9 protein-coding genes and 2 pseudogenes are annotated in these 13,163 nt (G+C 70.0%); 6 read left to right on the forward strand and 5 right to left on the reverse strand.

All coding sequences use genetic code 11. The annotated features are described in order from the left end of the window. Positions 1 to 304: pseudogene (locus tag CCR87_RS02670) on the reverse strand (RsmB/NOP family class I SAM-dependent RNA methyltransferase); the annotation flags it as partial. A 117-nt stretch (positions 305 to 421) separates the two neighbouring features. Between CCR87_RS02670 and CCR87_RS02675 the strand changes: the two are divergent. Then, a complete protein-coding gene (locus CCR87_RS02675; protein ID WP_201155899.1) occupies positions 422 to 937 on the forward strand; it encodes an RrF2 family transcriptional regulator in 516 nt (171 codons plus the stop codon). On the opposite strand, the gene CCR87_RS02680 is transcribed toward CCR87_RS02675, so the two are convergent. The 3 genes from CCR87_RS02680 to CCR87_RS02690 all read right to left on the reverse strand — a co-directional run bounded on the left by CCR87_RS02680 (position 908) and on the right by CCR87_RS02690 (position 7,641). Continuing rightward, positions 908 to 1,489, reverse strand: a complete 582-nt coding sequence (locus CCR87_RS02680) for a retropepsin-like aspartic protease family protein (protein WP_201155901.1) — start codon at positions 1,487 to 1,489, stop codon at positions 908 to 910. The two genes, CCR87_RS02675 and CCR87_RS02680, sit on opposite strands and share 30 nt — an antisense overlap. 93 nt (positions 1,490 to 1,582) lie before the next feature. Further along, the gene (gene gltB / locus CCR87_RS02685) at positions 1,583 to 6,118 is read right to left on the reverse strand and encodes a glutamate synthase large subunit (protein ID WP_201155903.1); all 4,536 of its coding nucleotides are present in this window, start codon (positions 6,116 to 6,118) and stop codon (positions 1,583 to 1,585) included. Between the two features lie 89 nt (positions 6,119 to 6,207). Further along, on the reverse strand, positions 6,208 to 7,641 hold the full coding sequence (locus CCR87_RS02690) for an NAD(P)-dependent oxidoreductase (RefSeq protein WP_201155905.1): 1,434 nt from the start codon (positions 7,639 to 7,641) through the stop codon (positions 6,208 to 6,210). A gap of 255 nt (positions 7,642 to 7,896) precedes the next feature. Between CCR87_RS02690 and CCR87_RS02695 the strand changes: the two genes are divergently transcribed. Next, the gene (locus CCR87_RS02695; RefSeq protein WP_201155907.1) at positions 7,897 to 8,700 is read left to right on the forward strand and encodes an undecaprenyl-diphosphate phosphatase; all 804 of its coding nucleotides are present in this window, start codon (positions 7,897 to 7,899) and stop codon (positions 8,698 to 8,700) included. On the opposite strand, the gene CCR87_RS02700 is transcribed toward CCR87_RS02695, so the two are convergent. Then, positions 8,691 to 9,134, reverse strand: coding sequence for an NUDIX domain-containing protein (locus tag CCR87_RS02700; protein WP_201155909.1), 444 nt, complete (start codon positions 9,132 to 9,134; stop codon positions 8,691 to 8,693). The genes CCR87_RS02695 and CCR87_RS02700 overlap by 10 nt on opposite strands. A 79-nt stretch (positions 9,135 to 9,213) precedes the next feature. Here CCR87_RS02700 and hslO point away from each other — a divergent pair, with 79 nt between their 5' ends. The 4 genes and pseudogenes from hslO to istA form a co-directional block, all read left to right on the forward strand. Further along, complete coding sequence (hslO, locus tag CCR87_RS02705) at positions 9,214 to 10,230, forward strand: Hsp33 family molecular chaperone HslO (protein ID WP_201155911.1); 1,017 nt, start codon at positions 9,214 to 9,216, stop codon at positions 10,228 to 10,230. After that, complete coding sequence (locus CCR87_RS02710) at positions 10,208 to 10,837, forward strand: CoA pyrophosphatase (RefSeq protein ID WP_242511813.1); 630 nt, start codon at positions 10,208 to 10,210, stop codon at positions 10,835 to 10,837. Before hslO ends, CCR87_RS02710 begins: the two co-directional genes overlap by 23 nt. Then, positions 10,828 to 12,006: a CCA tRNA nucleotidyltransferase gene (locus CCR87_RS02715; protein WP_201155913.1), complete on the forward strand. Its 1,179-nt coding sequence runs from the start codon at positions 10,828 to 10,830 to the stop codon at positions 12,004 to 12,006. Before CCR87_RS02710 ends, CCR87_RS02715 begins: the two co-directional genes overlap by 10 nt. Positions 12,007 to 12,290: 284 nt before the next feature. Further along, positions 12,291 to 13,015 (forward strand): annotated as a pseudogene (gene istA, locus CCR87_RS02720) (IS21 family transposase); the annotation flags it as partial. Between the last annotated feature and the right edge of the window lie 148 nt (positions 13,016 to 13,163).

Below are 13,163 nucleotides of genomic sequence, written 5' to 3' on the forward strand. Positions count from 1 at the left end.
CCTCGGCCATGTCGAGGGGGGCGGGCGCGTGGCCCGCGCCGGTGAACAGCGCGGCGGGATCCTCCCCACCCTCGTGCAGCGTGCCCAGCATCAGGCCCCGGCCGGTCAGCGCCCCGCCCAGCGCCGCCAGCGACCGCCGGCGCCGCAGCGCATGAAAGACATGGTCGCGCACCGCCCCCCGGTCGCCCGACCCGGCATACCGCGCCCCGCGCGCCCAGCCCGTCAGCGCGCGTTCCGCCGGCTGGCCCGCCAGCACGGCATCCAGCACGCCGATGGCCGCCGCCACCCGTGCGGCCGGCGTCACCGGACCACCCGCGAGCGCCTGCGCCAGAAAGATCGCGCCGATTGATCGAGGTCAAGTTGCATCTGGCGGAACCCATTAGGGTGACGCCAACGCCCCGTCCAGCCCGGAGTCCTCCCCATGCGCCTGACGACCCGCACCGATCTTGCCTTGCGTACCTTGATGTTCTGCGCGCTCAACCCCGACCGGATCGTGCGCAAGCACGAGGTGGCGGAGCGGTGCAACGTGTCGGAAAACCATCTGGCGCAGGTGATCAACGGCCTTGCGCACAAGGGCTTCGTCACCACCCTGCGCGGGCGCAACGGCGGGCTGACGCTGGCCCGCCCCAAGGACGAGATCGGCGTCGGCGCGGTGGCACGGGCGTTTGAGGGCGGCGTGCCGGTGGCGGACTGCTTTGCCAACAGCCGGGCGGATTGCCCGCTGGCGCCGTCATGTCGGCTGCGCGATGCGCTGGCGCGGGCGGTGGCGGCGTTCTACGATTCGCTCGATACGCTGACGATCGCGGATCTGGTGGACTGCAACGCGGGGCTGGAGTCGGTGCTGGCAATGCCCGCCCCGATCGGCGTGCGCTGCGTCCGCACCGCCGAGAGCGCACCGCAGGAGGCCTCAGCGAAAGAGGATCAGACGGTCGCGTGAGATCTCGACCCGCTCGAACCGCTCCAGATACCCCATCCCGAGGAGGGAGTAGTCCATCTCCCCCTCGTTGACCCAGGCGCGCAGGCCCCGGTCGGTGAAGTCGCCAAGCGTGACCTCGTCCAGGGTGATGCGCGCGGTGCGCACGGTGCCGTTGGCGGTGCGCGCCTGCCCGGAATAGACCAGATGGTCGGGATCGAGGCCGAGGCGCAGCGCGTCCGAGCGCGCAAGCACCACATCCGTCGCACCGGTGTCGACGATGAACCGCACCGGCACGCCCTGCACCTGCAAGGTGGCAAAGAAGTGGCCCGAGCCGTCGCGCGGCACCTCCACACGGCCATCCCCAAAGCTGACGGCACGGGTCAGGCCCATGTCGCCGCGCACGTCCTGCCAGAGCATGGCGCCGACCGCGACGCCCAGAAAGATCAGCCCCCACAGCAGCGCCCCGCGCAGCATCGCCCCCAGCCGTGCCCGGTTCGACACCAGAAGATAGGACAGCAGCACCACCCCCAGCAGCATCAGATAGATGAGCCGACCGACCTCGTGTTCACCCATGCGCGCATCCCCCTGTCCCAGCGATATGGGGGCTTGGCGCGCGAACGCCAGTGCGCGGCGGACGACCGGGCGCGCGGGGCGCCCGGTCCGGGGTCATTGTGCGGGCACCGCCTCGGCGTCGAAGCCCAGCGGCGCGGGCAGATGCGCCAGCATCTCGCGCGGGCAGATCTGGAGGAAGTTGCCCCGCTCCACATCCCACCGGCGCAGGATCTCGGCGGCGCGGACGCTGTCGGTCTCGGCGACATGGCGCTCGATCAGGGTCCTGAGCTGCTCCTCCCAGTGCGGGACGGTGACCGCACAGGTCACCAGCGTCTCGGGATTGATCAGGCGCGCGGCCTCGCCGTCGGGGTCGTGGACATAGGCCATGCCACCGGTCATGCCGGCGCCGAAGTTGGCGCCGATCCGGCCCAGCAGCACCGCCACGCCGCCGGTCATGTACTCGCAGCCGTTGGAGCCGCAGCCCTCCACCACGACATGCGCGCCCGAGTTGCGCACCGCGAACCGTTCGCCCGCACGACCGGCGGCGAACAGATACCCCGCGGTCGCGCCATACAGCACCGTGTTGCCGATGATCGTGTTCTCGGCCGCGACCAGCGGCGAGGACATGCGCGGACGCACCACCACCGTCCCCCCCGACAGCCCCTTGCCGACATAGTCGTTGGCGTCGCCGAACACCTCCAGCTTGATCCCCGGCGCAAGGAACGCGCCCAGCGACTGGCCCGCCGATCCCGCCAGCTTCACCGTCAGGTGGTCCGGCTGCAGGCTGTTGTGCATCCCGAAGCGCTTGACCAGATGGCTCGATGCCCGGGTGCCGATGGTGCGGTCGGTATTGCGCACCGCATAGGACAGCTGCATCTTCTCGCCGTCCTCGAAGAAGCGCGCGGCGTCGCGGATGATCTGCGCATCCAGCGTGTCGGGCACCGCCTGGCGCGGCTTGTCGCGGTCATAGCGGATGCGGCTGGCGCCATCGACGGTGATCAGCAGCGGGTTGAGGTCCAGATCATCCAGATCCGCCGCGCCACGGCTGACCTGCGTCAGCAGATCCGCGCGCCCGATCACCTCGTCCAGCGACCGCGCGCCGATGGAGGCGAGGATCTCGCGCACCTCCTGGGCGTAGAAGGTGATGAGGTTCACGACCTTGTCGGCGGTGCCGGTGAACTTGGCCCGCAGCGCCTCGTCCTGGGTGCACACGCCCACGGGGCAGGTGTTGGACTGGCACTGGCGCACCATGATGCAGCCCATGGCGATCAGCGCGGCGGTGCCGATGCCGTATTCCTCGGCCCCCATCATCGCGGCCATGACGATGTCGCGCCCGGTGCGCAGGCCCCCGTCGGTGCGCAGCGTCACCCGCCCGCGCAGGTTGTTCATCGCCAGCACCTGATGCGCCTCGGTCAGGCCCATCTCCCACGGCAGGCCCGCGAACTTGATCGAGGTGCCGGGCGAAGCGCCGGTGCCGCCGTTGTGCCCGGAAATCAGGATCACGTCGGCCTTGGCCTTGGCCACGCCCGCCGCGATGGTCCCCACGCCCGATTGCGCCACCAGCTTCACCGTGACCTTGGCGCGCGGGTTGATCTGCTTCAGGTCATAGATCAGCTGCGCGAGGTCCTCGATGGAGTAGATGTCATGGTGCGGCGGGGGCGAGATCAGCGTCACGCCCGGCGTCGAGTGACGCAGCCGCGCGATCAGCTTGGTGACCTTCATCCCCGGAAGCTGGCCACCCTCGCCGGGCTTGGCGCCCTGGGCCACCTTGATCTCCAGCTCCTCGCAGGCGTTGAGGTATTCGGCCGTCACGCCAAACCGCCCCGAGGCCACCTGCTTGATCTTGGCCGAAGGGTTGTCGCCGTTGGGCAGCGGGCGGTAGTGGGCGCTGTCCTCGCCGCCCTCGCCCGAATCCGACTTGGCGCCGATGCGGTTCATGGCGATGTTCAGCGTCATGTGCGCCTCGGGCCCCAGCGCGCCGAGGCTCATCCCCGGCGTGACGAAGCGCTTGCGGATGGAGGTGATGGATTCCACCTCCTCGATCGGGACCGGGCGGCCCAGCGGCTTCATGTCCAGGAGGTCGCGGATGTGGATCGGCGGGCGCGAGCGCAGCGCGGCCGAATACTGCTTCCACAGATCATAGCTGGAGCGGTCGCAGGCCGACTGCATCAGATGCATGGTGGTCGCTTCCCAGGCGTGCTTCTCGCCCGAGCGGCGCAGCTTGAAGAACCCGCCGATGGGCAGCACGTCCGAGCCGCCGCGGAACCCCTTGGCGTGCACCCCTTCGGCGCGATGTTGCAGCCCCGCCAGCCCGATGCCCGAGATCCGGCTGGGCATGCCGGGGAAATATTCCGCCACCATCGCGCGGCTCAGCCCCACGGCCTCGAAGTTCAGCCCGCCGCGATAGGACGACAGCACCGAGATGCCCATCTTGGACATGATCTTCAGAAGGCCCTGGTCGACGGCCGCGCGATACCGGCGCAGGTTGTCCTCCAGGCTGCCCTCCAGCAGGCCGCGCCGCAGCCGGTCGGCGATGGTGTCCTGCGCCAGATAGGGGTTCACGGTTGTCGCCCCGCAGCCGATCAGCACGGCAAAGTAATGCGGGTCGATGCATTCCGCCGCGCGGATGTTGAGCGAACAGAACGTCCGCAGCCCCTTGCGCGTCAGCCAGGAATGCACCGCGCTGGTGGCCAGGATCATCGGCATGGCGACACGGTCGGTGCCCTGCCCCTGGTCGGTCAGCACCAGATGCGCGGCCCCCGAGCGCACGGCGTCCTCGGCCTCGGCGCGGATCCGCGCCAGGCCCGCGGCCAGCGCGTCGTCCTCGCCCGGCACGAAGGTGCAGTCGATCATCGCGACCTGGTCGCCGAACTGCTCGGCCATCACCCGGAATTCGGAGTTCGCCACGAACGGGCTTTCCAGCACCAGGATCTCGGTCTGGCTGCTGTCTTCGTCCAGCACGTTCTTGAGGTTGCCGAACCGGGTCTTGAGGCTCATCACCCGGTGCTCGCGCAGGCTGTCGATGGGCGGGTTGGTCACCTGGCTGAAGTTCTGGCGGAAGTAGTGCGACAGCGGGCGGTACATCTGCGACAGCACCGCGGGCGGCGTGTCGTCGCCCATGGAGGCGATCATCTCCTTGCCGTCCTCGGCCATGGGCACGAGGACCTGCTCGATATCCTCCATGGTGTAGCCGGCGGCGATCTGGCGGCGGCGCAACTCGGCGCCGTCATGCTCGGCCACCTCCGGCACGTCATGCAGCAACGCGTTGAGGTCGGTGATCTTCTCCACCCAGTCGCCAAAGGGCTGGGCGGCGGACAGTGCGTCCTTCAGCTCCGCATCGTGATAAAGCCGACCGTCGCGCATGTCGACCGCGATCATCTGGCCCGGCCCCAGCGCGCCCTTTTCGCGCACGCGCGTCTCGTCCACGGGCACCATTCCGGCCTCAGAGCCGGCGATCAGCAAGCCGTCGGCGGTCACGGTGTAGCGCATGGGCCGCAGCCCGTTGCGGTCCAGCCCCGCGCAGACCCAGCGCCCGTCGGTCATCGCCAGCGCGGCGGGGCCGTCCCAGGGCTCCATCACGGCGTTGCAATAGGCGTACATGTTCTGCCACGCCTCGGGCATCTCCACGGCCTGCTTGGACCAGGCCTCGGGCACCAGCATGGTCTTGGCCATGGGCGCGTTGCGGCCCGCGCGCACCAGCACCTCGAACACCGCATCGAGCGCGGCGGAGTCGCTGGAGCCCTGCGCGACGATCGGCTTGATGTCCTCGGCCATCTCTCCGAAATAGCTCGACGCCATGCGGATCTCGTGGCTGCGCATCCAGTTGCGGTTGCCCTTCAGCGTGTTGATCTCGCCGTTGTGGGCCAGCATGCGGAACGGCTGCGCCAGCCACCACTGCGGAAAGGTGTTGGTGGAATAGCGCTGGTGGTAGATGGCAAAGGCCGAGACGAACCGCTCGTCCTGGAGGTCGGGATAGAACTCCGCCACCTGTTCGGCCAGCATCATGCCCTTGTAGATGATCGACCGGCACGACAGCGAACACAGGTACAGGCCCTGGATGTTGGCCGCGGCCGCCGCCTTCTCGATCCGGCGGCGGATGACATAGAGCTCGCGCTCGAAGGCTTCCTCGTCGAGGCCCTTGTCGTTGCGGATCAGGATCTGCTCGATCTCCGGACGCGTGGCGTTGGCCTTGTCGCCCAGCACCGAGGTTTCCACCGGCACATGGCGCCAGCCGTAGATGGCGTGCCCCATGCGCAACACCTCGGTCTCGACGATGGTGCGGCAGGCCTCCTGGGCGTTGAAGTCGGTGCGCGGCAGGAACACCTGGCCCACCGCGATCAGCGCCTCGGGGTCGGGTTCGTGGCCGGTGCGGCGGATCTGGTCGTAGAAGAACTTCGGCGGGATCTGCACATGGATGCCGGCCCCGTCGCCGGTCTTGCCGTCGGCGTCCACCGCGCCGCGGTGCCACACCGCCTTCAGCGCGTCGATCCCGTTCACCACCACCGCGCGCGAGGGGGTGCCGTCGATGGCCACGACCAGCCCCACCCCGCACGAGGAATGCTCATCGGCGGGATCATACATGCCCCGCGCGGCGACATCGGCGCGGCGGGCTTCCTCGGCGGCGGCCCAGTCGGCGTCAAACTTCGTCATGGCTTTCGTCCTTCCGTCAGCGGCGCTGCGGGGCACATGCCCCGGGGCCTGCGGGTGGGAATGGGGGCCGGCGGCGCACCGCCGGGGGATCACTCGGCGGCGATCCGCGCGGGCTGGTCCAGGGCGGCCAGGATCGCCGCGCCGGCCTCGCGCCCGTCGCGGATGGCCCAAACCACGAGGCTGGCGCCGCGCACGATGTCGCCCACCGCCCACACACCCGGCAGGCTGGTGGCGTGGGTGCGGAACTCGGCCCGGATGGTGCCCCAGCGGGTGACCTCCAGCTCGGGCGCACCCCACAGCGTCGGCAGCGCCTCGGCCTCGAAGCCCAGTGCCGCGATGACCATGTCGGCGGGCTCGGTGTAGTCGGCGCCCTCGATCACCTCGGGGCTGCGACGGCCGGTCGCGTCGGGCTGGCCCAGCCGCATCTTCTGCACGATCACCCCGTCGACGGGATCGCCGGTAAACCCGCGCGGCGCGGTCAGCCAGACGAACTCCACGCCTTCTTCCTCGGCGTTGGCGACCTCGCGCTGCGATCCGGGCATGTTCTCGCGGTCCCGGCGATAGAGGCATTTGACCGAGGTCGCGCCCTGCCGGATGGCGGTGCGCACGCAGTCCATCGCCGTGTCGCCGCCGCCGATGACCACCACGCGCTTGCCCTCGGCCGACAGCTCGCCCGAGTCGAACTCGGGCACCGCGTCACCAAAGCTCTTGCGGTTCGACGCGGTGAGGAAGTCGATGGCGCGCACCACGCCCGCGGCGCCCACGCCCGGCGCCTCCAGCGCGCGGGACTTGTAGACGCCGGTGGCGATCAGCACCGCGTCATGTTTCGCGCGAATGTCGTCAAAGGTGATGTCGCGGCCCACGTCGCAGTTGAGGACCAGCGTCACGCCGCCCTCCTCCAGCTGCGCGATGCGGCGCATGACCACGGGTTTCTCCAGCTTGAAGCCGGGGATGCCATAGGTCATCAGCCCGCCCGCCCGGTCGTAACGGTCATAGACGGTGACCTGCACGCCCGCGCGCCGCAACACGTCGGCCGCCGCCAGCCCGCCGGGGCCCGCGCCAATGATGCCGACGCTCTCGGTCCGCTCGGCCGCCGGGCGGATGGGCTGGACCCAGCCTTCGTCCCACGCGGTGTCGGTGATGTATTTCTCCACCGCGCCGATGGTCACGGTGCCGTGGCCGGCCTGCTCGATCACGCAATTGCCCTCGCACAGGCGGTCCTGGGGGCAGATGCGGCCGCAGATTTCCGGAAACGTGTTGGTGGCCTGGGAGACCTCATAGGCCTCCTGCAGGCGCCCCTCGGCGGTCAGCATCAGCCAGTCGGGGATGTTGTTGTGCAGCGGGCAATGGGTCTGGCAATAGGGCACGCCGCACTGGCTGCACCGGCCGGCCTGCTCGCCAGCCTTCTCGGCGGCGTATTCGGCATAGATCTCGCCAAAGTCATGGGTGCGCAGGTCGGGCGGACGCTTTTCCGGCGTCTGCTTTTCGACCTTGGTGAAGCGCAGCATCTTCGAATGGGCCATGGCCGTCCTCCCCTGCCGGGACCTCCCGGGCGTGCGCGCACCATATACAGCGGGCCCGCAGGGAAGAAAAGTCACCCATGCTGACCTATTGGGCGGGTTTTTCACTGCGCGCCATACGTCGGACCGGATATTCACGATTTATATGTCAGCACTGCTGACATATACGCGCCGTCTTTCCTTTTTCCGACCCGCGCGGCATGGTCCCGAAGGGAGCATCACCAGACCGGATCAACACACCAGAGGGAGCCCGCGCGCGTGACCTTCTTCCATCTTTTCCTACTCGCCGCGATCCAGGGGATCACCGAGTTCCTGCCGGTGTCGTCCTCGGGGCACCTGATCCTGTTGCCCGCGCTGACCCCGATGGAGGACCAGGGGCTGGTGCTGGACGTGGCGGTGCATGTCGGCACGCTGTTCGCGGTGACGCTGTATTTCTGGCGCGATGTGCGGATGGCGCTGCTGGGCATCCCCGACCTGCTGCGCGGCCGGATCGAGACGCAGGGCACCTGGCTGGCGCTGTGCCTGGCGATCGCCACGGTGCCGGTGGTGATCGCGGGGCTGGTGCTGCATCTGACCGGCGCAATGGAGATGATGCGCTCGGTCGCGCTGATCGGCTGGATGATGATCATCTTCGGGCTGGTGATCTGGGTCTTCGACCGCCAGAGCCCCGAGACCCGCACCATCCGCAACTGGGGCCTGAAGGACGCGGTCATCCTGGGGCTGTGGCAGGCGGTGGCGCTGATCCCGGGCACCTCGCGGTCGGGGGCGTGCATCGCGGGGGCGCGCGCGCTTGGATTTGCGCGCCATGACGCGGCGCGCATCTCCATGCTGATGTCGATCCCGACGATCATCGCGTCGGGCGTGCTGCTGGGGGGCGATGCGGTGGCGCGGATGGACATGGCGGCGCTGCGCGACGGCGCCATCGCGGCGGCGCTCAGCTTCGTCGCGGCGCTGGCGGCGCTGGCGTTCATGATGCGGCTGCTGCGCACCGTCAGCTTCACGCCCTACGTGATCTATCGCATCATCCTGGGCGTGGTCCTTCTGTGGGTCGCCTATACCTGATCCAGGGCGCGGGCCAGGAAATGCCGGTCGCCGTCGCCCGCCAACCGGGCCAGGGCCACGTCGGGCGGCAGCCACAGCGCGGTGTGGCCGGCCTCCGGCACCGGGCCGAGACGGCGCACGGGCCGGGCGAGGTAGATCTCGCACAGTTTCTCGGCCCACAGATCGTATTCGGGCATGTAGGTGAACCGGCGAAACGCGCCCAGCCTGCGCGGGGCGGCGATGGACCAGCCGGTTTCCTCCCAGACCTCGCGGTGCAGCGCGGGCAGCGCGCCTTCGCCCGGGTCGACGCCGCCGCCGGGCAGCTGCACCTCGGGGATGGGGGCGGCCTGATGGGTCAGCAGCACGCGCCCGTCGCGGATCAGCACCGCATACACCCCCCGCCGCAGCCGATAGCGCCGACGCGGATCGCGCGCCGCCCCGAACCTTGCGATCATCCCTGCCTCCGCCCCTTGGCCACCCGGGCCGCGATCATATATGCGGGGACTACACACATGCCCGCCCGCAAGGAAGCCCATGACCCTCGGCTCTCAGATCGCCTGGGACGACACCGTCCTGCCCTTTCAGCTCGACCGGCCCGACATCCGTGGCCGGGTGGCGCGGCTTGACGGCACGCTGGACCGCATCCTGGCGCAGCACGCCTATCCCCCGGTGATCGAGGCGCTGGTGGCCGAGGCCGCCCTGCTGACCGCGCTGATCGGCCAGACCATCAAGCTGCGCTGGAAACTCAGCCTGCAGATCCGTGGCGACGGGCCGGCGCGCCTGATCGCCACCGATTACTTCGCCCCGGCCGAGCCCGGCGCCCCCGCGCGCGTCCGCGCCTGGGCAAGCTTCGATGCCGATCGGCTGGTGGCCGACGCCGCCGACCCGTTCGGACAGATCGGCAAGGGCTATTTCGCCATGATGATCGACCAGGGCCGCGGCACCGCCCCCTATCAGGGCATCACGCCGCTGGCGGGCGGCAGCCTCGCGGCCTGCGCCGAGACGTATTTCGCCCAGTCCGAGCAGATCCCCACCCGCTTTGCCCTCGGCTATGGCCCGCTGTCGACGCGGACCTGGCGCGCGGGGGGCGTGATGCTGCAGCGCCTGCCCAAGGCCTCGCCGCACGCGGTCGACGGCGCCACCGGCGAGGGCGGTCTGCTCGCGCCCACCGACATCCTCGATGCATCGGAGGAGGAGAACTGGACCCGCGCCAACCTGCTGCTGGACACGGTGGAAAAGACCGAGCTGACCGGCCCGGACGTGCAGGCCACCGACCTGCTGGTGCGGCTGTTCCACGAGGAAGGCCCGCGCGTCTTCGACCCCCAGCCGGTGCAGTTCGGCTGCACCTGCAGCCACGACAAGGTGCGCCAGAGCCTGTCGATCTATTCGGCCAAGGACATCGCCACCATGACCACCGACGCGGGCACCGTCACCGCCGACTGTCAGTTCTGCGGGGCGCATTACGTCTTCGACCCCGCCACCCTGGGGTTCGAGGCGACCGCCCCCGTCCCGGCCGAGGAGCTTGGCCATGACGGTCGCGCCCCCGGCTGAGGCGCCCCGCGCCGATCCGATGGCCTGCGTGCGGGCCGCGCTGGCCGACCCCGCCCCGCCCTCGGGCGACCATGACCTGACCCCCGGCGCCACGGGGCCCGCGCCCACGCTGCGCCCGGCGGCGGTGCTGCTGGCGATCCTGCCCGGCGCCCGGGGCCCCGAGGTCCTGCTGACCCGCCGCTCGGCCCGGCTGCGTCACCACCCCGGACAGATTGCCCTGCCCGGCGGCGGGCAGGAGGCCGTGGACCCCTCGCCCGAGGCCACCGCCCTGCGCGAGGCCCACGAGGAGATCGGCCTCGACCCCGCGCGGGTGGAGGTTCTGGGCCGGCTGAACCCGCACGCCACCGTCACCGGGTTTTCCGTCACCCCCATCGTGGGCCGGCTGCGCGGACCGTTCCGCCCGGTCCCCGACCCCTCCGAGGTGGCCGAGGTCTTTGCCGTGCCGCTGGCGCATCTGACCGATCCCGCGCGCTACCGGCTGGAGCGGCGGCGCTGGCGCGGGGTGTGGCGGCGCTACTACGTCGTGCCATGGGGGCCGTATTACATCTGGGGGGCAACGGCGCGCATCCTGCACGGGCTGGCGCGGGGGGGCGGCGGATGCGGCTGAGCGGCGCGTGGATGGCCGATCCGGGCACGCAGGCGGTGTGCGCGATGCTGGTGGTGGCGGGCCACGAGGCGCTGTTCGTCGGCGGCTGCGTGCGCAACGGGCTGTTGCACCAGCCGGTGGCCGATGTGGATCTGGCCACCGACGCCCTGCCCGACCGGGTGATGGCGCTGGCCGAAGGCGCCGGGCTGCAGGCCGTGCCCACCGGCATCGCGCATGGCACGGTCACGGTGGTGGCCAACGGCGTCGGCCACGAGGTCACCACCTTCCGCCGCGACGTGGAGACGTTCGGCCGCCACGCCGTCGTCGCGTTTTCCGGCGACGTGGCCGAGGATGCGGCCCGGCGCGACTTCACCATCAACGCGCTCTATGCCCGCCCCACGGGCGAGGTGCTGGACCCGCTGGGCGGCGGGCTGCGCGATCTGGCGGCGCGGCGGGTGCGATTCGTCGGCACCGCACATGACCGCATCCGCGAGGATTACCTGCGCATCCTGCGGTTCTTCCGCTTCCACGCCTGGTATGGCGACGACGCCACCGGCCCCGACCCGCAGGGTCTGGCGGCCTGTGCCGCGCTGGCCGACGGCGTCGACAGCCTCTCGCGCGAGCGTCTGGGCACGGAGATGCGCAAGCTGCTGGCCGCCCCCGACCCCACCGGGGCGGTGCAGGCGATGGAACGGGCGGGCGTGCTGACCCGCGTGCTGCCCGGCGCGCAGGCCCACGCCCTGCCCCGTCTGATCGCGCAGGAGGGCGACGCGCCGCCGCGCTGGCAACGGCGGCTGGCGGTGCTGGGGGGCCGGGACACGGCCGAGGCGCTGCGGCTGTCCCGGGCCGACAGCCGGCAGATGGCCGCGATCACGGACGACATCGGCCCGGACGGCCCAGGCCCAGCCGAGCTGGGACACCGCCACGGCGCCTGGCTGGCCGCAGACATCGTGATGGCGCGCGCGGCGCTGACCGCCACCACCCCGCCGCCGCGCTGGCGCGAGGAGATCGGGCGCGGCGCAGCCGCCGAGTTCCCCATCCGCGCCACCGACCTGATGCCCGATCTCCAGGGCGCCGCCCTCGGTGCAGCGCTGCGGTCCCTGCACGCGCGCTGGGTCGCGTCGGACTTCACGCTGACGCGCGCGGCCCTGCTGGACACGCTCCGGGGCCGAGAGGGCCTGGACCCATGATCGCGGTGTGAGCTGACCGGGTTGGCGACCTCTCCCGCGGCAGTCTGCGTTCGAGGGTCGCGCCCGGTTGGCGGGTGCCGAGCCTGATGAATGGCGCAGAGGCCACGTCGGCTGCCGCGGATCGGCACGCGCGTGATCAACAGGGCGGTCAGCAGCACGACGTCCACTTCGCTGCGAACCGGCGTGCAATTTTGACCCCGTAGCGGGGCGATCGGCTTCCAAAAGTGACCCCCCTACACCGATGGTCATGATGCTCCCGAGGTTATCGGGGAGCACGGTGTGGGATGTTGGTTGTGGAGACGATTGCGAAGATCCGGCGGGCGTATTTTCAGGAGAAGAAGCGCATCAAGCAGATCTGTCGGGAGCTGCGGGTGTCGCGGAACACGGTGCGCAAGGTGATACGGTCGGGTGCGACAGAGCTCACCTACGAGCGGGTCGTCCAGCCGCAGCCGAAGCTTGGCCCCTGGAAGGACTCGCTCGACGAGATGCTGGCCGCGAATGCCCGCAAGCCCAAGCGCGAGCGACTGACCCGCATCCGGATTTTCGAGGAGATAAGTGCGCTTGGGTATGACGGTGGGTATGATGCTGTTCGACGTTACGCGGCCTCATGGACCAAAGGTGAGCAGGAAGCGTCCACGGCAGCGTATGTGCCGCTGAGTTTCGACCCTGGCGAGGCCTATCAGTTCGACTGGAGCCATGAGGTCGTGCTGATCGACGGCGTGACCACGACGGTGCAGGTGACGCATGTCCGGCTCTGCCACAGCCGGATGCTGTTCGTCCGGGCCTACCCGCGCGAGACCCAGGAGATGGTGTTCGATGCCCACGACAAGGCCTTCGCCTTTTTCGGCGGGGCCTGTGCGCGGGGCATCTACGACAGCGAGACCTTGTTCGCCATTGGTTCAAGAAAAATGGTCGAGCGAAGACCGCGGTGGACACGATCTTCGTCGGCCGCGACCGCGCCTACAATCGCCGGTTCCAGCAAATGTGCGGGCACTACCTCGTTGATCCGCCGTCCATCGGGCTCGGACCATGTATGGATGGCGCCTTGGCAAGAGCTTTGTTTGGTCGTCTGGCACTTGGTCGGTCGCGGCCATGTATACGGCGTCTCGTTTGCGGCATGAGGTGCCGCGCGCCCTGATGAAGTCCGCTGGATGGAC

The organism is Rhodobaculum claviforme (genome assembly GCF_016653255.1).
In the GTDB taxonomy this organism is placed as follows: Bacteria; Pseudomonadota; Alphaproteobacteria; order Rhodobacterales; family Rhodobacteraceae; genus Rhodobaculum; species Rhodobaculum claviforme.